The organism is Pseudophaeobacter sp. 1A09344 (assembly GCF_041008745.1).
GTDB classification, from domain to species: Bacteria; Pseudomonadota; Alphaproteobacteria; order Rhodobacterales; family Rhodobacteraceae; genus Phycobacter; species Phycobacter gallaeciensis_A.
Genome location: NZ_JAXGFS010000015.1, coordinates 14452 through 36916, shown reverse-complemented (window position 1 = coordinate 36916; position 22465 = coordinate 14452). Strand labels below are relative to the sequence as shown.

The 22465-nt window shown below is 61.2% G+C and carries 22 protein-coding genes; 13 read left to right on the top strand and 9 right to left on the bottom strand.

Features of this window, described 5'->3' with window-relative positions; translation table 11 throughout:
- Positions 1–24 precede the first annotated feature (24 nt).
- The 4 genes from SM765_RS20220 to SM765_RS20205 all read left to right on the top strand — a co-directional run bounded on the left by SM765_RS20220 (position 25) and on the right by SM765_RS20205 (position 4495).
- A complete protein-coding gene (locus SM765_RS20220; protein ID WP_065271447.1) occupies positions 25–1041 on the top strand; it encodes a DNA-directed RNA polymerase subunit alpha in 1017 nt (338 codons plus the stop codon).
- A gap of 139 nt (positions 1042–1180) precedes the next feature.
- Complete coding sequence (gene rplQ / locus SM765_RS20215) at positions 1181–1606, top strand: 50S ribosomal protein L17 (RefSeq protein WP_274836217.1); 426 nt, start codon at positions 1181–1183, stop codon at positions 1604–1606.
- A gap of 177 nt (positions 1607–1783) precedes the next feature.
- Complete coding sequence (locus SM765_RS20210) at positions 1784–3175, top strand: trypsin-like peptidase domain-containing protein (protein WP_274836218.1); 1392 nt, start codon at positions 1784–1786, stop codon at positions 3173–3175.
- A 3-nt stretch (positions 3176–3178) separates the two neighbouring features.
- Positions 3179–4495 carry a replication-associated recombination protein A gene (locus tag SM765_RS20205; protein ID WP_274834270.1) on the top strand — a complete coding sequence of 439 codons (1317 nt, stop codon included), beginning with the start codon at positions 3179–3181 and terminating at the stop codon, positions 4493–4495.
- A gap of 21 nt (positions 4496–4516) precedes the next feature.
- Here SM765_RS20205 and SM765_RS20200 read toward each other — a convergent pair whose 3' ends face one another.
- Positions 4517–5887 carry a multicopper oxidase family protein gene (locus SM765_RS20200; RefSeq protein WP_274836219.1) on the bottom strand — a complete coding sequence of 457 codons (1371 nt, stop codon included), beginning with the start codon at positions 5885–5887 and terminating at the stop codon, positions 4517–4519.
- A 153-nt stretch (positions 5888–6040) separates the two neighbouring features.
- On the opposite strand from SM765_RS20200, the gene crcB reads away from it, so the two are divergent.
- The 8 genes from crcB to SM765_RS20160 all read left to right on the top strand — a co-directional run bounded on the left by crcB (position 6041) and on the right by SM765_RS20160 (position 13550).
- Positions 6041–6421 carry a fluoride efflux transporter CrcB gene (crcB, locus tag SM765_RS20195; RefSeq protein ID WP_065271442.1) on the top strand — a complete coding sequence of 127 codons (381 nt, stop codon included), beginning with the start codon at positions 6041–6043 and terminating at the stop codon, positions 6419–6421.
- Positions 6418–7464, top strand: a complete 1047-nt coding sequence (locus tag SM765_RS20190; protein ID WP_274838666.1) for an RluA family pseudouridine synthase — start codon at positions 6418–6420, stop codon at positions 7462–7464. The genes crcB and SM765_RS20190 overlap by 4 nt, the downstream gene beginning before the upstream one ends.
- The gene (locus tag SM765_RS20185) at positions 7461–8129 is read left to right on the top strand and encodes an HAD-IA family hydrolase (protein WP_274838667.1); all 669 of its coding nucleotides are present in this window, start codon (positions 7461–7463) and stop codon (positions 8127–8129) included. The genes SM765_RS20190 and SM765_RS20185 overlap by 4 nt, the downstream gene beginning before the upstream one ends.
- 4 nt (positions 8130–8133) lie before the next feature.
- Positions 8134–8841, top strand: a complete 708-nt coding sequence (locus SM765_RS20180; protein ID WP_368981777.1) for an ATP12 family chaperone protein — start codon at positions 8134–8136, stop codon at positions 8839–8841.
- A gap of 247 nt (positions 8842–9088) precedes the next feature.
- A complete protein-coding gene (locus SM765_RS20175; protein ID WP_274836222.1) occupies positions 9089–10105 on the top strand; it encodes an amino acid ABC transporter substrate-binding protein in 1017 nt (338 codons plus the stop codon).
- Positions 10106–10235: 130 nt separating this feature from the next.
- Positions 10236–11468, top strand: coding sequence for an amino acid ABC transporter permease (locus tag SM765_RS20170; RefSeq protein WP_065271438.1), 1233 nt, complete (start codon positions 10236–10238; stop codon positions 11466–11468).
- 3 nt (positions 11469–11471) lie between these two features.
- Positions 11472–12770 carry an amino acid ABC transporter permease gene (locus SM765_RS20165; protein ID WP_274834283.1) on the top strand — a complete coding sequence of 433 codons (1299 nt, stop codon included), beginning with the start codon at positions 11472–11474 and terminating at the stop codon, positions 12768–12770.
- Positions 12771–12800: 30 nt separating this feature from the next.
- On the top strand, positions 12801–13550 hold the full coding sequence (locus SM765_RS20160; protein ID WP_082996035.1) for an amino acid ABC transporter ATP-binding protein: 750 nt from the start codon (positions 12801–12803) through the stop codon (positions 13548–13550).
- Between the two features lie 68 nt (positions 13551–13618).
- Here SM765_RS20160 and SM765_RS20155 read toward each other — a convergent pair whose 3' ends face one another.
- The 3 genes from SM765_RS20155 to argB form a co-directional block, all read right to left on the bottom strand.
- Positions 13619–14116, bottom strand: a complete 498-nt coding sequence (locus SM765_RS20155; RefSeq protein WP_065271435.1) for a SixA phosphatase family protein — start codon at positions 14114–14116, stop codon at positions 13619–13621.
- Entirely contained in the window at positions 14113–14787 is a 675-nt protein-coding gene (locus tag SM765_RS20150; protein WP_274836223.1) for a ferredoxin, read from the bottom strand. Before SM765_RS20150 ends, SM765_RS20155 begins: the two co-directional genes overlap by 4 nt.
- Positions 14788–14898: 111 nt before the next feature.
- Positions 14899–15759 carry an acetylglutamate kinase gene (argB, locus tag SM765_RS20145; RefSeq protein ID WP_065271433.1) on the bottom strand — a complete coding sequence of 287 codons (861 nt, stop codon included), beginning with the start codon at positions 15757–15759 and terminating at the stop codon, positions 14899–14901.
- Between the two features lie 121 nt (positions 15760–15880).
- Here argB and SM765_RS20140 point away from each other — a divergent pair, with 121 nt between their 5' ends.
- A complete protein-coding gene (locus tag SM765_RS20140; RefSeq protein ID WP_065271432.1) occupies positions 15881–16609 on the top strand; it encodes an SDR family NAD(P)-dependent oxidoreductase in 729 nt (242 codons plus the stop codon).
- A 15-nt stretch (positions 16610–16624) separates the two neighbouring features.
- Here the strand turns inward: SM765_RS20140 and yihA are convergent, their stop codons facing one another.
- The 5 genes from yihA to ttcA all read right to left on the bottom strand — a co-directional run bounded on the left by yihA (position 16625) and on the right by ttcA (position 22459).
- Positions 16625–17275, bottom strand: a complete 651-nt coding sequence (gene yihA, locus SM765_RS20135) for a ribosome biogenesis GTP-binding protein YihA/YsxC (protein ID WP_274836224.1) — start codon at positions 17273–17275, stop codon at positions 16625–16627.
- Complete coding sequence (locus tag SM765_RS20130; protein WP_274838669.1) at positions 17275–18027, bottom strand: MOSC domain-containing protein; 753 nt, start codon at positions 18025–18027, stop codon at positions 17275–17277. The genes yihA and SM765_RS20130 overlap by 1 nt, the downstream gene beginning before the upstream one ends.
- Entirely contained in the window at positions 18024–19835 is a 1812-nt protein-coding gene (gene yidC, locus SM765_RS20125) for a membrane protein insertase YidC (RefSeq protein ID WP_065271429.1), read from the bottom strand. The genes SM765_RS20130 and yidC overlap by 4 nt, the downstream gene beginning before the upstream one ends.
- Positions 19836–19960: 125 nt before the next feature.
- Entirely contained in the window at positions 19961–21505 is a 1545-nt protein-coding gene (locus tag SM765_RS20120) for a putative bifunctional diguanylate cyclase/phosphodiesterase (protein WP_065273587.1), read from the bottom strand.
- Positions 21506–21571: 66 nt separating this feature from the next.
- The gene (ttcA, locus tag SM765_RS20115; protein WP_065271428.1) at positions 21572–22459 is read right to left on the bottom strand and encodes a tRNA 2-thiocytidine(32) synthetase TtcA; all 888 of its coding nucleotides are present in this window, start codon (positions 22457–22459) and stop codon (positions 21572–21574) included.
- Positions 22460–22465 lie beyond the last annotated feature (6 nt).

The following is a 22465-nucleotide window of genomic DNA, read 5'->3' as shown; positions in this document are numbered from 1 at the left end:
TACGGACAGGAATGGAGGGACTGCATGATCCATAAAAATTGGGCAGAACTGATCAAGCCGACACAGCTTGACGTGAAGCCGGGCAATGACCCCGCACGGCAGGCAACCATCGTTGCAGAGCCGCTTGAGCGTGGTTTTGGTCTGACACTGGGCAACGCACTGCGCCGCGTCCTGATGAGCTCGCTGCAAGGCGCAGCCATCACCAGCGTTCAGATCGACAATGTTCTGCACGAATTCTCCAGCGTCGCTGGCGTTCGCGAAGATGTCACCGACATCATCCTGAACCTCAAAGGTGTGTCGCTGCGCATGGAAGTCGAAGGCCCCAAGCGCCTGTCGATCAATGCCAAAGGCCCCGCAGTTGTCACCGCTGGTGATATCTCGGAAAGCGCCGGTATCGAAGTTCTGAACCGTGACCACGTGATCTGCCACCTCGACGATGGTGCGGATCTGTTCATGGAACTGACCGTCAACACCGGTAAAGGCTACGTTTCGGCAGAGAAGAACAAACCGGAAGACGCACCCATCGGTCTGATCCCGATCGATGCGATCTACTCGCCGGTGAAAAAGGTCTCCTACGACGTTCAGCCGACCCGTGAAGGTCAGGTTCTGGACTATGACAAGCTGACCATGAAGGTTGAAACCGATGGTTCCGTGACGCCGGACGACGCCGTGGCCTATGCTGCGCGCATCCTGCAGGACCAACTGTCGATCTTCGTCAACTTCGACGAGCCGGAATCGGCTGGCCGCCAGGACGAGGACGATGGTCTCGAGTTCAACCCGCTTCTGCTGAAGAAAGTGGACGAGCTGGAACTGTCGGTGCGTTCGGCAAACTGCCTGAAGAACGACAACATCGTTTACATCGGCGATCTGATCCAGAAGACCGAAGCAGAGATGCTGCGTACGCCGAACTTCGGCCGCAAGTCGCTGAACGAGATCAAAGAAGTGCTGTCGGGCATGGGCCTGCATCTTGGCATGGATGTCGAGGACTGGCCGCCGGACAACATCGAAGATCTGGCCAAGAAATTCGAAGATTCGTTCTGAGAATAAGGGGAGGGCGCAAGTCCTCCCCAACTACAAATGCCCACGCTGGTGGGGACAATCAGGGCAAACCCGCCCCAAGGAGAGCAGCTGACACGCATCGGCTGACAGACAAAGCAAAACCTTTAGAAGGAACTAGAAAATGCGTCACGCACGTGGATATCGCCGCCTGAACCGCACCCATGAGCACCGCAAGGCTCTGTTTGCAAACATGGCTGGCTCGCTCATCGAGCATGAGCAGATCAAAACCACTCTGCCCAAGGCAAAAGAACTGCGTCCGATCATTGAAAAACTGATCACACTGGCGAAAAAAGGCGACCTGCACTCCCGCCGGAACGCCGCCTCGCGTCTGAAGGAAGACCAGTATGTGTCGAAACTGTTCGACGTTCTGGGCCCGCGCTACAAGGATCGTCAGGGCGGTTACGTCCGTATCCTGAAAGCCGGCTTCCGTTATGGCGACATGGCGCCGATGGCGATCATCGAATTCGTTGATCGCGACGTAAATGCCAAGGGCGCTGCCGACAAGGCGCGCGTTGCCGAAGCCGAAGCGGCTGCCGACGACGAATAATAAATTACAGGCCACAATGGTCTGTCATTCTGGCCCCTGCAGCTGTGCCTGCAGGGGCTTTTTCATTTCTGTCCTCGCGTGCCGGTCCGGCAGGGGACCGCGACTGGCGCCGTTGCTGCGCTTGCATTCCGCTGCCAGCCTCCGCATATCCTGTTCTGACCGAGGAATGGAGGCGATATGATCCGCGCTGTTTTGACCGCTCTGATGCTGGCTCTTGCTTTGGGGACGCAGGCCCCCGCCGAAACGCGGGTGCCGCAGTCGCAGGCTGAGATTTCACTTGGGTTTGCGCCGCTTGTGAAACAGGCGGCCCCCGCAGTGGTCAATATCTACGCCAAGATCGTGACCGAGGCGCCGCAGGCATCGCCTTTTGCGGGCGATCCCTTCTTTGACGATTTCTTCCGCAGTTTTTCCAACCCTCGCCCCCGGGTGCAGAACTCATTGGGGTCAGGGGTGATCCTTGCCGAGGATGGCATCGTGGTGTCCAATTATCATGTTGTCGGCATGGCGACGGAAATCCGCGTGGTGACCACGGACCGGCGCGAGTATGAGGCCCGCGTGGTCCTCGCAGATCAGGCCAGCGATCTGGCGATCCTGCGGCTTGAGGATGCAGAGGGTCTGCCGTTCCTCAATCTGCGCAACAGCGATCAGGTCGAGGTCGGCGAACTGGCATTAGCCATCGGCAATCCCTTTGGCGTGGGGCAGACCGTCAGTAGCGGCATCATCTCGGGGCTGGCGCGCACCGGTACCGGTACTGGCGAGGGGTTTGGTTACTACATCCAGACCGACGCGCCGATCAATCCCGGCAACTCCGGCGGCGCGCTGATCGACGTGAATGGCGATCTCATCGGGATCAACACACGGATCCTTAGCCGTTCGGGCGGATCCAACGGCATCGGCTTTGCCATTCCGGCCAATCTTGTGCGGGAGTTCCTGCATCAGGCCCGCGCGGGCGCGGAAAGCTTTCAGCGCCCCTGGGCTGGGATGACCGGGCAGCCGGTGGATGCGGATCTGGCGGCCTCGCTGGGGATGCCACGCCCTGAAGGCATGCTAATCTCCGAACTCCACCCCGAAAGCCCCTTTGCCAAGGCCGGGTTTGAGGTCGGTGACGTGGTGATCGAGGTGGACGGAGAGCCGGTAAATTCACCGTCCGAGATGGTGTTCCGCATGACCATTGCAGGTCTGGGCGGCAGCTCGGACGTGGCGCGCTGGCGCGGCGGTGAGAAAAAAGTGGTGCGGGTCGAGATGTACAGCGCCCCGGACAATCCTGCGGCCGACCCAGTGCAACTGGGCGAACGCAGCCCACTGCCCGGGCTGACGGTGGCGCGCATTAACCCGCGGCTCATCGTGGATTTGCAATTGCCGTTGACGGCCGAAGGTGTGGTGATCGCCGATCCGGGGCCTTATGGCGCACGGGCAGGGCTGCAGCGGGGCGATGTCTTGCTCGGGATCAATGGCGAGGCTGTCACGACGCCGCAGGATGTCGTTGATCTGATGGGCCGCACGCAGGGCTGGCTGGTTATCGACCTGTTGCGGCGCGGGCAGCGCGTCAGCCTGCGTTTCCGGCTCTGATCCATGGCAGATCTTTTTGACAGCGACGCGCCACAGCCCACGGGCGGCGAAGAACCGAACAGGCCGCTGGCGGACCGTCTGCGCCCGCGCTCCCTGTCCGAGGTGATCGGCCAGCAGCAGGTGCTGGGACCGGAGGCACCACTGGGTGTCATGCTGGCATCGGGATCACTGTCCTCTTTGGTGTTCTGGGGGCCGCCGGGGGTGGGGAAGACCACCATCGCGCGGCTTCTGGCTAAGGAAACCGATCTGCATTTCGTGCAGATCTCGGCCATCTTCACTGGCGTACCGGATCTGAAGAAGGTGTTCGAGGCGGCCAAGCACAGGCGCGCCAATGGACAGGGGACGCTGCTGTTCGTTGATGAGATCCACCGTTTCAACAAGGCGCAGCAGGACGGGTTCCTGCCCCATATGGAGGATGGCACCATCCTTCTGGTCGGGGCCACCACCGAAAACCCGAGTTTTGAGCTGAATGCCGCTCTGTTGTCGCGCTCGCAGGTGCTGGTGCTGGAACGCCTGCCGCTGACAGATCTGGAACTGCTGACCCAGCGCGCCGAGAAGGAACTCGGCCGGGCGCTGCCGCTGACCGGCGATGCGCGCGACGCCCTGCAGGAAATGGCGGATGGCGATGGGCGTGCGCTGCTCAATCTGATCGAACAGGTCTCTGCCTGGCGGGTTGAGGCGCCGCTCGGGCGCGAGGCGCTGGCGACCCGGCTGATGCGGCGGGCGGCGAAATACGACAAATCCGGCGAGGAGCATTACAACCTGATCTCGGCGCTGCACAAATCCGTGCGCGGCTCGGATCCCGATGCGGCGCTTTACTGGTATGCGCGCATGCTGGAGGGCGGCGAGGATCCGCGTTTTCTGGCCCGGCGGCTGACCCGGATGGCGGTCGAGGATATCGCGCTGGCGGACCCACAGGCGCAGGCTGTCTGTTTGCAAGCCTGGGAGACCTACGAACGGCTCGGTAGCCCGGAAGGGGAGCTGGCGCTGGCGCAGGCGGTGATCTACCTCGCACTCGCCCCAAAGACCAATGCGGGCTACATGGCCTACAAGGCCGCCCGGCGTCTGGCCAAGGAAACGGGCAGCACGCCGCCACCGAAACATATCATGAATGCCCCGACTAAGCTGATGACCGAACAGGGCTATGGCGCGGGCTACCAGTATGATCATGATGCCGAGGATGGCTTTTCCGGGCAGAACTATTTCCCCGAAGGCGTCAAACGCCCGGTTCTCTATCAGCCCGTCGAGCGCGGGTTTGAACGGGAATTGAAACGGCGGACCGAGTTCTTTGCCAAGCTGCGGCTACAGCGGAACAGTTGACCGGGTGACGGGCGGATCAGGTCAGGCGGTGACCTCGACCCAGGTGCCCATGCCCGCCGCGTGATGCGATAGCATATGGCAATGCAGCAGCCATTTGCCGGGGTTGTGGGCGTTGAATGCGACGGTCCGCGTCTCCCCGCGCATCATCAGCAGCGTATCGCGTAGGGGACCAAGCCTGCCGCCCGGCAGGACTTCGGCAAAATGCATGCCGTGCAGATGCATCGCATGGGGAAAGGCGGTGTCGTTGATCATGGTGAGTTTGACCGTCTCGCCAATGGACGCGCGCACAAGCGGGGCGTCCGGTCGCCCGACCACGCCATTCAGCGCCCAGAATTGACCCGCCTGCGCTAGCGAGCGCATGCCTTGCGTCTCCCCCTGCCACTCAGCGGCCCGCATGCCGCCCATGGCGCCGCCCTCCATGCGCAGGGTCGCACTGCGCGCATTGCCGAGGGTGATCGCATGGTCCGGGTTGGGTGGGAGCGGTGCGGGCATGTTGCGGGTGCTCTTGGTTCCGGCAGAGACCGGAAAGCTCGCCTGCGCGTAACCGCCATCGCGTTCGAACTGCACCAGAAAGGCATCCTCGCCCGCGTCGGCCGTCACATCGACGATCAGGTCGATCCGCTGTGCAGGCGCTAGCAGCAGTTGGTCGGGGATATCTTCTGGCGCTGTCAGAGGCATGCCGTCATAAGCCATGATCCAACCTGTCAGCCCCTGCAGCCCAAGGGCAAAGATCCGGGCATTGGCGCTGTTGATCAGCCGCAGGCGCAGCCGGTCGCCCTGCTGCACGGGGTAGCGCGCCTCGATCTGGCCGTTGGTCAGCATCACATTGCCCATGCGCCCGGCGTGGGACATGTCGTGGGGGTGGTCGAACACCGGGTCCACCGCCGCATCCTGCATGAGGCGGATGTCATCCAGCATTAGTACAAGATCCTGATCCACATCGGGGGCGTCGTGTTCGGCCACGATCAGTGGGCCCTGAATGCCGCGTTCCACCTGTTCTACCGACTGGGCGTGGGAATGGTACCAATAGGTCCCGGCATCCGGCAGGGCGAAATCATAGGTAAACTCTGCGCCCGGCGCGATGGGGTCCTGCGTCAGCCCCGGTACGCCGTCCATGGCGTTTTCGATGCGGATGCCGTGCCAGTGCATCGAGGTTTCTTGTGGCAGCCCGTTGTTGACTTGAACCTTCAGCCGGTCCCCTTGCCTGGCCTGCAGGGCCGGTCCCGGCATGCTGCTGTTCACCCCCCAAAGATCTGTCTTGCCGTATTGCGCGGGCGCGATCTGTTGCTGCAGGGGCGCCAGCGCAAGCTGAACCGGCGCCGCGGCCCAGCCACTGCGGGGCAAAAGCGGCAGCGCGGCAAGGCTGGCGAGAAAGGAACGGCGAGATGGCATAAGGGTCTCCTCCCAGTGGATGGCTGACAAACTAAGGGGGCGTGCAGGTCTGACAAGACATCCACCCACTGGAAGGTTGGCATGAATTTTGCGTTTGGCCGCCTTGCGCGTTGAAAACTTGACATCCGTGGCCCGCCGCGCGACAGACCGCGCATGTATCTCACCGTTCTATATGTCGCCCTCGGCGGCGCCCTTGGGGCCGCCTGCCGCTATCTGACCGGGCTTGGCGTGGTCCGACTGTTCGGCCATGGCGATTTTCCCTTGGCGATCATCACCGTCAACGTGATCGGTTCCTTCATCATGGGGGTCTTTGCTGTCACCGCCGCACACAAGGGGCTGACCCATCTCAGCCCCTTTGTGATGACTGGCATGCTGGGTGGCTTCACGACCTTCTCGGCCTTCTCGCTTGAGACGGCGAATATGATCGAACGGGGTGCAATGGGTCAGGCGGCTCTCTATATTGTGCTGTCTGTGGGACTGTCTGTTGGCGGTCTGTTTTTGGGCCTGATGGCCGCCAGAGGAGTTTTCGCATGAGCGGCGTTCAGACAATCACCGTCACCGAAGAGGATGCGGACCAGCGCGTGGACCGCTGGCTGCGGCGCCTTTTTCCGCATGTCAGCCAGGGCCGCATCGAGAAGATGTGCCGCAAGGGTGAGCTGCGCATCGACGGTGCCCGGGTCAAGGCCAGCACCCGTGTTGAGGCCGGGCAGTCCGTGCGCGTGCCGCCGCTGCCGTCGGCTGATCACCAGCCGATCACGCCGGAAAAGCGGCGGATCTCGGAAGCGGATGCCAAGATGATCCGCGACTGCGTGATCTACAAAGACGACGATGTCATCGTGCTGAACAAGCCGCACGGGCTGGCGGTGCAGGGGGGCAGTGGCACCACCAAACACGTGGATGGCCTGTCCGAGGCTCTGCGCTTTGGCTATGACGAAAAACCCCGACTGGTGCACCGGCTGGACAAGGATACCTCGGGCGTGCTGGTTCTGGCGCGCACCCGGGCAGCCGCGCAGGCGCTGACCGCCGCCTTCCGTCACCGCAACACGCGCAAGATCTACTGGGCCTTGGTTGCCGGCGTGCCGACGCCTTACCTGGGCGAAATCAAGGCCGGTCTTGTAAAGGCGGGCGGTCATGGCCGCAGCGGTGAAGGCGAAAAAATGATCGCGGTGCACCCTTCCGAGATCGACAGCACGCCAGGCGCCAAGCGGGCGCATACCTTTTATGCCACGCTCTACCGGGTGGCGGGGCGTGCGTCCTGGGTGGCGATGGAGCCGGTCACCGGCCGCACCCATCAGCTGCGCGCGCATATGGCCGAAATCGGCCATCCGATTGTCGGCGATGGCAAATACGGTGGCTCGGGTCAGGAAAACCTGGGCGACGGTTGGGGCGCACAACTGGGTGGCATCATCAGCAAGAAGCTGCATTTGCATTGCCGCCGGATGGCCTTTGAGCATCCTGTGACGAAAAAGCAGATTTCGGTCACCGCAGAGCTGCCCGAGCATATGAAAGACAGCTGGGATACCTTTGGCTGGACCGAGGATCTGGCGGCGGAGGATCCGTTCGAGGGCCTCCTATGAGTACCCCGCTGCGGCTGGTGCTGTTCGATGTGGACGGCACCCTTGCCGATAGTCAGGCGGCCATCACCAGCGCGATGAGCGCGGCCTTTGCGACGGTCAATTTACCCGCACCTTCGCGCGATGCGGTCCTGTCGATTGTCGGGCTGTCCCTGCCGCAGGCTATGGCGCAACTGGCGCCCGAGGCGGGAACAACGGCACAGGCTGCGTTGGTGGATGGCTACAAGCAGGCTTATATGTCGGCGCGCCAGGCTGCAGGGGCGGGGCACTCGCCGCTGTTTCCGGGCGCACGGGAGGCTTTGGACGCCCTGCACGCGGTGCCCGAATACCTGTTGGGTGTCGCGACCGGGAAATCACAGCGGGGCCTCGATGCGCTGATCGCGGCGCATGATTTGGACTGTTTCGTGACCCGGCAGGTGGCCGATCACCACCCGTCCAAACCGCATCCCTCGATGGTGCTGACGGCGCTCGCTGAAACCGGAGTGGATGCGCGCCATGCGGTGATGATCGGCGATACCAGCTTTGATATGGATATGGGCCGCGCGGCCGGGGTCACCACCATCGCGGTGGACTGGGGTTATCACCCGGCAGAGCGGCTGCAGGCGGACCACATGATTGGCAGCTTTGCCGAGTTGGAACCGCTGCTAGAGAAGATTTGGAAGGCATAAGACAATGAGCGAATGGGCACCGAAACGATTCTGGAAAGCGACGGCAATCGCCGAGACGGATGACGGCTATACCGTCGAGCTGGACGGGCGCCGGGTCAAAACCCCGGCAAAGGCTCTGCTTGAAGTCCCCTCGCAGCAGATGGCCGAAGCCATCGCAGCGGAGTGGGACGCGCAGACCGAATCGGTTAATCCCGCCACCATGCCTTTTACCCGCTCGGCCAATGCTGCCATCGACAAGGTGACACATCAGCACGCCGAAGTGGCCGATATGCTGGCTGAATATGGCGATTCCGATTTGCTGTGCTACCGGGCCGATAGCCCGAAGGAACTGGTCGCGCGTCAGGCCGAGGAATGGGATCCGGCGCTCGACTGGGCGCATGAGGCGCTGGGCGCACGCTTGTATCAGCGCAGCGGTGTTCTTCATCAGCCGCAGGATGCGGCCACTATTGCTGACCTGCGCGCCCGGGTGCATGGGATGACCCCATTTCAGCTCGCTGGGTTTCACGATCTCGTGGGGATGTCGGGGTCTCTGATCCTGGGCTTTGCTGCCGCTATGGACTGGCGCGACGCCGAGGAGATCTGGCAGTTGTCCCGGCTGGATGAACGCTGGCAGGAAGAGCAGTGGGGCGTCGATGAAGAGGCGCAAACCACAGCAGAGCTGAAGCGTGATTCTTTTTTGCACGCTAAACGGTTCTACGATTTCTCGGGTTGAGACAGCCGCCGGGATAGGACGTGAGACAGGAAATATCACAGCGGGACGGTTGAGCGAAAAATTTTAACAATCGCCCCCCTGTTCGCTATGCGTCCATCGAATTTGGTGATCCAACCCTTGACGTTTGTTTATGAATCCGCCCAAACTTCCCTGTGATTTAGGTGTTTTCCCTAGATCCCGTCGTTCCGGTATGGCTAACGGCGGAAAAAAACCACCAGTACAGGTGGAACATCAGGAAGAGGTAAAAATGAACAAATCCGTATTTTTGGGCGCGCTGACCGTGGCCGGGATTGCAGCTGGTGCAGCTGCTGCCGGTACGCTGGACGATGTGAAAGCCCGCGGCAAACTGAACTGCGGCGTCACCACCGGTCTGGTCGGTTTTGCTGCTCCGAATGCGAATGGGGAATGGGAAGGTTTTGACGTCGCCGTCTGCCGCGCTGTTGCTGCGGCCACTCTGGGCGACTCGACCGCTGTTGAATTCGTGCCGACCACCGGCAAAACCCGCTTCACGGCTCTGGCCTCGGGTGAAATCGACATGCTGGCGCGTAACACCACCTGGACCTTTTCGCGCGACGTTGATCTGAAGTTCGAATTCACCGGCGTGAACTACTACGACGGCCAAGGCTTCATGGTTCCCAAGGACCTGGGCGTTTCCTCGGCGAAGGAACTTGACGGCGCAACCGTCTGCATCCAGACCGGCACCACCACCGAGCTGAACCTGGCGGACTTCTTCCGCTCGAACAACATCAGCTACGAGCCGGTTCCGATCGAAACCAACGCGGAAGCACAGCAGCAGTATCTGGCTGGCGCCTGTGACGTTTACACCACCGACGCATCCGGCCTGGCCGCGACCCGCGCAACCTTTGACGATCCGGCAGGCCACGTGCTGCTGCCCGAGATCATCTCCAAAGAGCCGCTCGGTCCGCTTGTCCGCCACGGCGACAACGAATGGGGCGACGTGGTCCGTTGGACCCTCAACGCTCTGATCACCGCCGAAGAGCTGGGCGTGACCTCGGCCAACCTGGCTGAAATGTCCGCAGGCACCAACAACCCCGAAATCAACCGTCTGCTGGGCACCGAAGGTACCCTGGGCGAGATGCTGGGTCTGTCGGCTGACTGGGCCAAAAACGCAATCGCCGCTGGCGGTAACTATGGCGAAATCTTCGCCAAGAACATCGGTGAGGACACCCCGATCGGTCTGGCCCGTGGTCTGAACGCACAGTGGACCGAAGGTGGTCTGCTGTACTCGCCGCCGTTCCGGTAAGCACAAAACGGAGAGGGCGCAGGACATCCTGCGCCCTTTTCCTATCTGAAAAAAAATGAGCTTCGGATTTCTGCGGAGCAGGGGAAAACCCTGCCGGGACACAGATCTGTAGCCTCGGGGATCTCTTTACATGTCAACTCTCTCTGACCCTCCACAGGACGGGTTCCGGCTGTCTATGTTGATCAACGATACCCGCTATCGTTCATTGACCTTTCAGGCGATTGCCGCGCTCCTGCTTGCACTTTCGATCTGGTATCTGGGGAATAACCTGATCCAGAACCTGCGCGCCGCGGGCCTCAACATCTCTTATGACTTTCTGGGCAATCCCGCCGGCTATGATATCAACCAGCGGCTTGTCGAATATGACAACCAGGACAGCCACGGGCGTGCCGCCCTTGTGGGCGTTCTGAATACGCTTCTGGTTGCTTTCCTTGCCTGCGTTACGGCGACGATTTTCGGCGTGATCGCCGGCGTTCTGCGCCTGTCCAACAACTGGCTCGTCTCCAAGCTGATGGCGGTCTACGTCGAGATCTTCCGCAACATTCCGGTTCTGATCTGGATCATCATCATCTTTACGATCATGACCGCCGTATTGCCGGGACCGCGGGCCTTCCGCGGTGACAATCCGGATTCGACGATGCTACTGGATCTCTTCGCCTTCACTAACCGGGGTGTCTACATTCCGATGCCGTGGTTCGAGAGCGGTCTGTTTGCTTCCACCGCGCTCAACTGGGTTCTGGTGCTGGCGGTTCTGATCGGCTCGCTGTTCGTCACCCGCCGGATCGAGACCTGGGCGACCGCGAAACAGGAAGCCACCGGCGTGCGCCCCAAGACGCTGCTGATGGTGCTGGGCGTCTGGCTGGTGCCATTCATCCTGCTGATGCTCATCATGGGGCTGACCTGGGAAGTTCCCGCACTCAAAGGGTTCAACTTCCAGGGCGGTATCAAGATCGGCGGTCCGCTGATCGCACTGTGGTTCGCACTTTCGATCTACACCGGTGCCTTTATCGCCGAGAACGTGCGGGCAGGGATCCAGGCGATCTCCAAGGGCCAGACCGAAGCGGCGGCCGCGCTGGGACTGCGGCCCGGACGCATCATGAACCTGGTGATTCTGCCTCAGGCGCTGCGGGTGATCATTCCGCCGCTGATTTCGCAGTATCTCAACATCACCAAGAACTCCTCGCTGGCGATCGCCGTGGGCTATGCGGATATCACCGCGACCCTGGGCGGCATTACCCTCAACCAGACCGGACGCGCAATCGAATGCGTGCTCCTGTTGATGCTGTTCTATCTCACGGCATCGCTGGTCATCTCGATGGTGATGAACATCTACAACGCCTCCGTGAAGCTGAAGGAGCGCTAAGCCATGAGTGACAAGACAACCCATCAGATTGCCTTTGTCGCCGAAGGCACCATTCCGCCCTCACCGCCGCCTGCCAGCCAGGCTGGCGTGGTCAGGTGGCTGCGGGAAAACCTGTTCTCCAGCATTCCCAACGGGATCCTGACCCTTGTGGCGCTGACCCTGATCTACATGATCCTGCAGAACACCGTGCCCTGGCTGGTGAATGGCGTGTGGACGACCAACTCGCTGAATGAGTGCCGCGAGGTTCTGGATGGCAAGGTCGGGGCCTGTTTCTCGGTTCTGACCGAACGCTGGCACCAGCTTCTTTACGGGTTCAAATACCCGGCGGAGTTCTACTGGCGCCCGAACCTGGCGCTGGTTCTGCTGCTGGTGGCGATTGCGCCAGTGCTGTTCTTCGATTTGCCGCGTAAGATGCTGATCTTCACCGCGCTCTATCCCTTTATTGCCTTCTGGCTGATCTGGGGTGGCACAATCATGGCGCCGATCCTGGCCCTTCTGGGGTTCATCGTTGGCGGCGTGGTGTTCCAGATCTATGGACGGGGTTCCTTCGCCGCGGGCTTCTTTGGTGGCATTGCTGCAGCCCTGATCATCTGGTGGCTGGGCAGCTTGCTGATCCCCGAAGGGGCGTCGGACAATGCGATGTTGCCGGCGGTGCCTTCGCGTGACCTGGGTGGCTTCATGCTGAATCTGATGCTGGGTGTGACCTGCGTGTCGCTGTCCTTGCCGCTGGGCATTGCCCTGGCGCTGGGCCGTCAGTCTGACATGCCGCTGATCAAATGGATCTGCGTGGTCTTCATCGAGTTCGTGCGCGGTGTGCCGCTGATCACGCTGCTGTTCGTGGCGTCGGTGATGCTGGCCTATTTCTTCCCGCCTGATGCCACCGTGGACCTGTTCCTGCGTGTGGTCATCATGATCACCATGTTCTCCGCGGCCTATATCGCCGAGGTGATCCGTGGTGGTCTCGCGGCCCTGCCCAAGGGGCAGTATGAGGCGGCGGATTCGCTGGGGCTCGATTACCCGCAGGCAATGCGTCTGATCATCCTGCCGCAGGCGCTGAAGATCTCGATCCCGGGCATCGTCAACGTGGCCGTGGGCCTGTTCAAGGATACCACGCTGGTGTCGGTCATCTCGATGTTCGACCTGGTGGGTATGATCCGCGGACCGATCCTCGCTTCGACCGAATGGAATGGCGTCTACTGGGAGCTTCTGGGCTTCGCTGCCGCTCTGTTCTTTGTCGTCTGCTACGGCATCTCACAATACTCGCAATGGCTGGAACGCCGCCTTGCGACCGATCACCGATAAGGAGGCCAAGACATGACTGGCACTTCACAAATGCAGGTATCCGACAAAGTCGCGATCACCATTGACGGAATGAACAAGTGGTACGGGTCCTTTCACGTGCTGCGCGATATCAACCTGACGGTCTATGAGGGCGAACGGATCGTGATTTGCGGCCCGTCTGGCTCTGGTAAATCGACACTGATCCGCTGCATCAACGCGCTGGAAGAACACCAGCAGGGGTCGATCACCGTGGATGGCACGCTGCTGTCGTCGGATCTGAAGAACATCGACAAGATCCGGTCCGAGGTTGGCATGTGCTTTCAGCACTTCAACCTGTTCCCGCATCTGACCATTCTGGAAAACTGCACGCTGGCGCCGATCTGGGTTCGCAAGACGCCCAAGAAGGAAGCCGAAGAGCGGGCGATGCATTTCCTTGAAAAGGTCAAGATCCCCGATCAGGCCAACAAGTTCCCGGGCCAGCTGTCCGGTGGTCAGCAGCAGCGTGTGGCGATCGCGCGCTCGCTTTGCATGATGCCGCGCATCATGCTGTTCGATGAGCCGACCTCGGCGCTTGACCCCGAGATGATCAAAGAGGTGCTCGACACCATGATCGAACTGGCGGAAGAGGGCATGACCATGCTTTGCGTGACCCACGAGATGGGTTTTGCCCGTCAGGTGGCGAACCGGGTTATCTTCATGGATGCGGGTCAGATCGTTGAGCAGAATGAGCCGGAAGCCTTCTTCAATAACCCGCAAAGCGAACGTACCCAGCTCTTCCTGAGCCAGATCCTGGGTCACTGATCTTCCCGATCATTGCGCCAATAAGAAACCCGCCGGATATTCCGGCGGGTTTTTCTTATTGTGGGGGCTCAGGCGCCCAGAAGTTCGCGTGGCACGATGAAATCCACCACCTTGCCGCTGCCCCAGGTCAGATCGCTCCAGCGGTCGATGTCAAAGCGGGCGATCAGCGTGGCGCCGGTGGGGTAGTCGTCAAATCGCGAATGGTCTGGCGGATGGCTTACGATGGCATGGGCAAATGCGGCAATGCCCGGGTTGTGGCACAGGATCATGGTTCGCGGATGTTCGGCCTGTTTCAGAACCTCAAAGATGATCTCCGGGCTGGCGTGGAACAGCCGCTCGGTAAAGACAGCCGGTGCGAAGAGATCCATCAGCTGATAGGTTTCCCGCGTGCGCTGCGAAGAGGAAGAAAGCACCTGTCCCGGCAACTGATCGATGTCCCGCAGCCAGTCGCCCAATGCCTTGGCCGAGGCGCGGCCCCGTTTGTTCAGGGGGCGGGCATGGTCGCTGGGGGCGCTGGTGTCCCAGGCGGATTTAGCGTGGCGGGTCAGAATAAGTGTGCAGGTCATGTCTTGTGAAAATAGCTCATGTGATGGGCCGATTGCACCGGGTCGCGACTGGCCCCCTGGCTGAGGGGGCAGGCAAGCCGGGCAAGGCAGCCGTTTTCAAGGCAAGGAGCGCCCTCCGGGGTGTCCAGATGGCTGTGGCAGGCGGTAACACCGTAGGGGCCACCCGCCACCAACGCCTGTACCGGGCAGGTGCTGAGGCAGGGTCTGGCCACGCAGCTGTCGCAGGGGGACTGCGCCAGAGGAGGCGGTGGTAGATCGATCTCCTGCTGCAAGTGAAGCGCTCCCCGGTACGAGATCATCATGCCAACCGTATCATGGACCAGCATGTGCGACGGGGATGTGAAAGCCCGCCCCGAGGCCAGCGCCCAGTTGATGAAGGGCGTATAGGGCGGCCCGCCAAAGGGGTAGTGGGCGGTGGCTCCGGTATCTGTCGCCAAGGCGTCGATGATCCGCTCAGACCAGCGGTCCAGCGGATCGTCCGCAGCATCGCTGAACTCAGGCGCGCCGGTGATGCGGGGCCAGCATTCCGGCCCCAGAAGGCCCAAGAGGACCAGGGTACCGCCCGTCAGGCCCTGAACTGGGCTATGGCGCGGGTGTAGGGCGCCAAGCACAGCAAGGTCGCGGTGTTTGGCGGCGCGCTCGATCTCCTGATAACTGGGTCCGGATGTCATAGGCTTCCCTGGGTGATGGTAGCCAAACGTAGCCTCTGGACCCGTGATCCCAAAGAAAAACCGCCCGGGGGAGGGGCGGTTTCAATACTGTCTTGATGTCACCCGTGCGGGTTAGGCCCGGATCATCGACCCGGCGCCATGATCGGTGAACAGCTCCAGCAGCACTGCATTCGGCACCCGTCCATCGACGATGGTGCAGGCCCGGACACCGTTTCGGACCGCTGACAGGGCGGTTTCCGTCTTCGGGATCATGCCGCCTGCGATGACGCCTGCCTTTGTCATTTCCTCGACATCGGCGGCCTTCAGCTCGGTAACCACTTCGCCGCTGGCGTTTTTCACGCCGGACACATCCGTCAGCAGCAGCAGGCGATCAGCGTTGAGGGATTCGGCAATCGCCCCGGCGGCGGTGTCGCCGTTGATGTTGAAAGTCTCGCCGTTGCGGCCCGCGCCGATCGGAGCGATGACAGGAATGATGTCATTCTCGAACAGGTGGTGCAGCACCGCTGGATTCATTTCTACCGGTGTGCCGACGAATCCCAGATCCGGGTTGGTCTCTTCGCAGGTGATCAGATCCGCATCCTTGCCTGACAGGCCAACACCCATACCGCCCTGTGCATTGATCGCCTGCACGATGCGTTTGTTGACCAGACCGGACAGGACCATTTCGACCACTTCCATCGTGGCCTTGTCGGTGACCCGCTTGCCGTTGACGAACTCGGACTTGATCTGAAGCTTGTCCAGCATTGCGTTGATCATTGGACCGCCGCCATGCACGATGACCGGGTTCACTCCGACCTGTCGCATCAGCACGATATCGCGGGCAAAGGTTTCCATGGCCTCGTCGCTGCCCATGGCGTGTCCGCCGAGCTTGATCACGACGATGGCACCGTCATAGCGCTGCATATAGGGCAGGGCGCTGGACAGTGTCTCGGCGGTTGCAATCCAATCGCGGTTCATATCTTGCTTCTTCATGGCTGGGTCCCTCTGGCAAGTGGTGTTACGCGGTTCTGCGCCCTGTGCCAAGTGCGCCGTTGCAGCGCGGTGCGGGAATGATAGGGTCAGGCCGTAGAGCCCTCAGACCGGAACCCACCCAATGAGCCAGAAGACCCTTTTGCTGACCGGAGCCAGCCGCGGCATTGGCCATGCCACCGTGCGGCATTTCAATGCCGAAGGCTGGCGGGTGATCACCTGTTCCCGCCACCCGTTTCCGCAGGAATGCCCCTGGGGCGGCGGAGAAGAGAATCACGTGCAACTGGACCTGTCGGACCCCTCGGACACCATTAATGCGGTTGGGGTCATTCAGGAGCGTCTGAACGGGCGGCTGGATGCACTGGTCAACAATGCGGGGATTTCCCCCAAAGGGCCTGATGGCGAACGGCTGAACACGCTCGACACTGATCTGATGACATGGGGCAAGGTGTTCCACGTCAATTTCTTTGCCTCGGTGGTGCTGGCGCGGGGGCTGAAGGATGAACTGGCAGCCGCCAAGGGCTCCGTGGTCAACGTGACCTCAATCGCGGGCAGCCGGGTGCATCCCTTCGCCGGGGCGGCCTATGCCACGTCAAAGGCAGCCTTGGCAGCACTGACACGGGAGATGGCGCATGACTTCGGCCCGCTCGGCGTACGGGTTAATGCCATCGCGCCGGGAGAGGTGGAAACGGCAATCTTGTCACCGGGGACCGAACATATCGTGGAAAAACTGCCGATGCAGCGTCTGGGCCAGCCCGAGGAAGTCGCCTCTGCGATCTACTTCCTCTGCTCTGAGGGTAGCTCATATATCTCCGGGGCGGAGATCGAAGTGAACGGCGCCCAGCACGTCTGACGGGCGCCGAACGGCTTAGTCGATGCCGGAGATGATCGAGCGCAGCGTGGCGATTCCCTCGCCCTTTTCCGATGAGGTCATCACGATTTCAGGATAGGCCGCCGGGTGTTTGGACAGGGCACCACGCACCTGTTCCATCACCTTGTCCAGATCCTTCGCCTTGACCTTGTCGGCCTTGGTCATCACGCATTGGAAGGTCACCGCAGCACTGTCCAGCAGCGCCATGATCTCGTCGTCGACCTTCTTGATGCCGTGGCGGCTGTCGATCAGCACAAAGGCGCGGCGCAGGGTTTGACGCCCGCTGAGATAGCGTTTCAGCAGTTTCTGCCATTTTTCGACCACCGCCAGCGGCGCATTGGCATAGCCATAGCCCGGCAGGTCGACGAGGTAGAGATCGGGACCTTGGGTGAAATAGTTGATCTCTTGCGTGCGGCCCGGGGTGTTGGAGGCCCGCGCCAGCCCCTTGGTGCCGGTCAGCGCATTGATAAGGCTGGATTTGCCTACGTTGGAGCGGCCGGCAAAGCAGACCTCGACCCGGTCGGCTTCGGGCAGGCCCGACATGGCGACCACGCCTTTCAGGAATTCGGACTGGCCAGCAAAGAGTTTGCGGCCCTTTTCGGCGGTTGCCTCGTCCGGCGCTTCGGCCAGGGAAAATTGCATTTGCATCAGAGCACCTTTACCAGATCGCCAAGGCGGATAGTTCCGCCGCGCACGACCTCTGCATAGACTGAAAAATCCTGATGGCCAAAGGCACTGTTCAGGGTCTTCAGCGTTTCGGCATCGCGTTCGCCGGTGGCCGGGTTGGCGGTTGTCGCCATGCAGCGGCGGGTGCGTTCGCGCACCGCAAAGACCGCTTCCCCGATCTGCACCTGACGGCCCAGCCATTCGTTTTCCACCCAGGGCGTGCCCAGATCGAACCAGATGTTGCCGCGCCAGCGTTGTGGCGACAGCTCATGACCGATCGCCGCCTCGACCGCGCGGTGCGAGGCAAGGTTGCACAGCGACACCGAGGGGAAATCGGTGTCTGTCATGCCACGCCCCGGCACCCGAACGATACGCGCCGAGGCGGCGCGCTCTGCAGGCATCAGCGGGGCCACCCAATCAAGAAACCGGGGCAGGTCCTCTGCGGCGTCGGGGTCGAAGGTCAGTTCGCCCCGGCTGGGATGGCGCAGCGTGACGTGGCCGGTGGCCTCGTCGTAGCTGGCATCAATCGCCATCAGTTGCGGCGCCTTGGCGCCACGGCTGAAATTGGAACAGGGCACCCATGCGCTGCCATCGGCGGTAGAGGCCTCATGCGCCACCGCCCAAACACGATCGCCGGGCATGGTCTGCCCGGCGGTCAGTGTTACCGTTTCCAGCGCTTCCCGGCCGTGTGATTTGACCGGGTGGCGCCAGATCTCTGTAACGGTGTCTGTCATTTGTCTTCCGTCTTGGGGGCGCGTTTCATGCTGGATTTGATATTGCCAAACACGTCCGGTTTATACCCGTGGCTGCGCATGATCAGATACTGCTGCGTAAAGGTGATGGTGTTGTTCGCAATCCAGTAAACCACCAGACCCGAAGCAAAACCGCCAAGCATGAACATGAACACCCAAGGCATCCAGGCAAAGATCATCTTTTGCGTCGGATCGGTGGGCGCCGGATTCAGTTTCTGCTGCAGCCACATGGACACACCCAGAAGGATGGGCAGGATCCCGATGAACACGGTGGCAAAGATGGTTCCGGGCTCGGGGCCAGAGAACGGCAGCAGGCCGAAGAGGTTCATCAACGAGGTCGGATCGGGCGCGCTGAGGTCCTGGAAGGGACCAAAGAAGGCTGCGTGCCGCAGTTCCAGCGTGACGAAGATCACCTTGTAGAGCGAGAAGAAGATCGGGATCTGGATCAGGATCGGCAGGCAGCCCGCAGCGGGGTTCACCTTTTCCTTCTTATAGAGCTCCATCATCTCTTTCTGGAGCTTCTGACGGTCGTCGCCTGCGCGCTCTTTCAGCTTTTCCATCTGCGGCTGAAGTTCCTTCATCTTCGCCATCGAGGCATAGGATTTATATGCCAGCGGGAAGACCAGGATCTTGATGAAGATGGTGAGGCCGATAATGGACCAGCCCATGTTGCCGATCATCGCGTGCAGCCAGTGCAGGACGGCAAAGATCGGTTTGGTCAGGAAGAAGAACCAGCCCCAGTCGATGCTGTCGAGGAAGCCTTCGATGCCGTCTTTTTGGTAGCCACGGATGGTCGCCCATTCCTTGGCGCCGGAAAACAGCATGGTGGTGACTTCGCTGCTTTCGCCATCGGCGAGGGTCGCGGTCGGCAGCACGACGTCGGTCTGGTAGATCTCGCGCCGCTCGTCGTATTTCGCGATCGAGCGGAAGCCCTGACCGGGTTCGGGAATCAGCGTGGACATCCAGTAGTGGTCGGTGAAGCCGAGCCAGCCGTTGGATTCGACCTGCTTGACCTCGGCGCGCGATCCATCACGCGGATCGGGGTCGAAATCGGCCATGTCGCCATAGTCGATTTCCGCCAGCTCTCCGTCGGCCATGCCGACGACGCCTTCGTGCAGGATGAAGAAGTTTTTCAGATTCGCAGGTTCGCCGTGACGCGCCAGGGTGCCATAAGGGGCCAGGGCCACGGTGGCGCCGGTGGCGTTCTGAACCGATTGGGTGACCGAGAACAGATAATCCTCATCCACTGCGACGGTACGGGTAAAGGTCAGGCCCTTGCCGTTGTCCCAGGTCAGGGTCACCGGGCTGTCCGGTGTCAGAACCTGGCCTTCGTCCGCAGACCAGACGGTATTGGCGCCCGGAACATCGTCAAAGCCAAGCCCGGTGCCCGGTGCCCAGCCATAAAGCGCGTAAAAGGCATTGTCCTCGCCCACCGGGGACAGGACCCGCACGATGTCGGAGTCCTCTGCCAGCTCGACGTGGTAGTCTTTCAGCGCCAAATCATCGATCCGCCCACCCTGAAGCGAGATACTGCCCGCCAGGCGCGGGGTATCGATGGTCAGGCGCGGAGCGTCGGGGGCCTGGGCCTCTTCGCTGGGCTGGGTGCTGACTGCGGTATCGGGCTGGGCTGCGCCGGGCGCAGCTGCCGTGTCTCCCGCAGGAGCCGTTTCATTCGCCACGGTTTCCGGAGCAGGCTCCGGTTCCGGCGGCGGGAAAAAGCTGTACCACCCAAGGATCACCAGGAAACTGAGTGCTGTTGCGAGAATGAGATTCTTGTTCTGATCGTCCATTGGGGACCGCCACCTCGTGCATGGAATGACAGGGTGTGGTTCAACAGAGGTGGACCCCAAAGGTCAAGCGGAATCCGGGAAAACAGGGGCGGCATTCCGCCCCCGGCGCCGGGAAATCCAAAAAATCAGGGGTTTTGCCGTCCAATGGCCGGTGCGTCCTGCAGTTTGGACTGATGCGCGGTGATCCAGTCCAGAGTCTGGTCAAAGGGCATCGGGCGGCCGATGCCAAAGCCCTGAACATGGTCACAGCCCAGTTGCGACAGCAGCGCGTGCTCGCCCACGGTTTCAACGCCTTCGGCCAGGGTTTCCAGGTCCAGACGTTCGGCCATGGTCAGGATCGCAGCAATCAGTTTCTGCTGCTCCGGATCGCGGTCCGATTTCATCACGAAAGAGCGGTCGATCTTGATCCGGGAGATATTGAAGCGCCGCACCGCCGAGATCGAGGCATGGCCGGTACCGAAATCATCCAGCTCAATCCGGCAGCCCATGGCGCTCAGCGCTGCGATATTACGGGTCACCACATCGTCGGGCTGGTCCGTCATGACGGTTTCCAGAATTTCGACCGACAGGCGGTCCGACGACAGGCCAAAGCGTTCCAGTTCCCAGCGGATATTGTCGGCAAGGCCGGGGTTGCGCAGCTCCTGGGTGGCAAAGTTCACCCCGACAGAGGGAACCTCCACACCAGCCGCGTCCCATGCCTTGATGGCGGTGAGAGAGTGGAACAGCATGACCTGGCTCAGCCGCTCCATCAGCCCGGCTTCTTCCAGCGCGGGCAGGAAAGTATGCGGCGGGATCAGGCCGCGGACCGGATGCATCCAGCGGGCCAGCGCCTCAAACCCGGACACTCGTCCGGTATCCGTTGAGATCTGGGGCTGGAACCAGGGCATGATCTGACCGGTTTCCAGCGCCTCGGCAACTTCGTCGCGCAGATTACAGCGCGCTTTGGTGCGGTGATAGATATCTGCGGAATAGACCCGGATGCCCGAGGGGCCATTTTGCTGCGCCTCGGCCAGCGCGGTGGCGGCGGCAGCGACCCAGTCGGAAGGTTTGGTGCCCGGCGCACGGCTGCGCAGGCAGAACCCGATGGAGCAGGAGATATAAACCGATGTGCCATCAAGCGAGATCGGTTCTTCGACCGAGGCCTGCATGCGGCCGGACAGCTGCACGCAGGATTCCAGGTCCAGCTGCAACACGGGTGTCAGGCAGATGCCGAATTTGCTGTCGCCGATCCGTGCCACGATATCCTTATTTCGCAGGGTGCTGGCGATGCGGTCGCCGCAACGCTGCATGATCTGATCGCCGGCTTCCTGACCGTAGCGATCCACCACGTTTTTGTAATCGTCGATTTCGATGATGTAGATCACCGAGCGCAGCCCGGTATCAGAGGTGTCCTCGAACACGTCGCGCACACCCAGTTCGAACCCTTCGCGCAGCATCATGCCGGTGATGCTATCCCGGGGTGTGCCGCGATTACGTGAGCGGTCAAAGCCGCCAAGGGCTGCGAAGAGAATGGGAAGGCCGAGGGCCACCCAAAGCAGCGCAGCCTCGCCGCCAATCCAGAAGGTCGCCAGTGTCAGGGCAGGCAGAAACGCCAAGACAGGAGGCGTGAACAACGCAGGAGCGATCTTTCTCCGGATGTGCGTCAGCAGACCTGAATTGAGTTTTGGCATGAGCGGACCTTTCACCTTCTGCACAGGGGTGCATGCAAAGACTATGATCCGCTTCTGACTGCGGAGTTAACGCAATACGGGAATCTTGTCCAAATCTTCTGTTTCTGATGGGTTTTTCACGCTCAACCCTACAAAATCGAACAGTTTCGGGTCAAGAAGATGCGAAGGACGTGCATTCATCAGGGCCCGGAACATAACCTGGCGGCGCCCGGGGCTGTTTGATTCCCACTGATCCAGGATCTGTTTGACCTGCTGGCGTTGCAGGCCGTCCTGGCTTCCGCACAGGTCGCAGGGGATGATCGGGTAGTTCATCGCCTTGGCAAATTTCTCGCAATCCGCCTCGGCCACATGGGCCAGGGGGCGGAACAGGAAGAGGTCGCCCTCTTCATTGACCAGCTTGGGCGGCATGGTAGCCAGTCGCCCGCCATGAAACAGGTTCATGAAGAACGTCTCAAGGATGTCATCGCGGTGATGCCCCAGCACAACTGCGGAGCAGCCTTCCTCGCGCGCGATCCTATAAAGGTTACCCCGGCGCAGGCGGGAGCACAGGGCGCAATAGGTCCGCCCCTGTGGCACCTTGTCGACGACGATACTGTAGGTGTCCTGATATTCGATGCGGTGCGGAACGCCCATCTTTTCAAGGAATTCCGGCAGAACCGTTGCCGGAAAACCGGGCTGACCCTGATCCAGATTGCAGGCCAGAAGGTCCACCGGCAACAGCCCACGCCATTTCAGTTCATATAGAACCGCAAGCAGGGTGTAGCTGTCCTTGCCGCCGGACAGGCAGACCAGCCAGCGCGGCGTGGTGCCGTCCGTGCGTCGTTCCACCATGCCGTATTGATCAATCGCTTCGCGGGCATAGCGGACTATGCGTTTGCGCAGCTTCTTGAATTCGGTGGTGGAGGGCGCACCGGCAAAGAGCGGATGGATTTCGTCCAGATCATCATCAAGCATGACGGC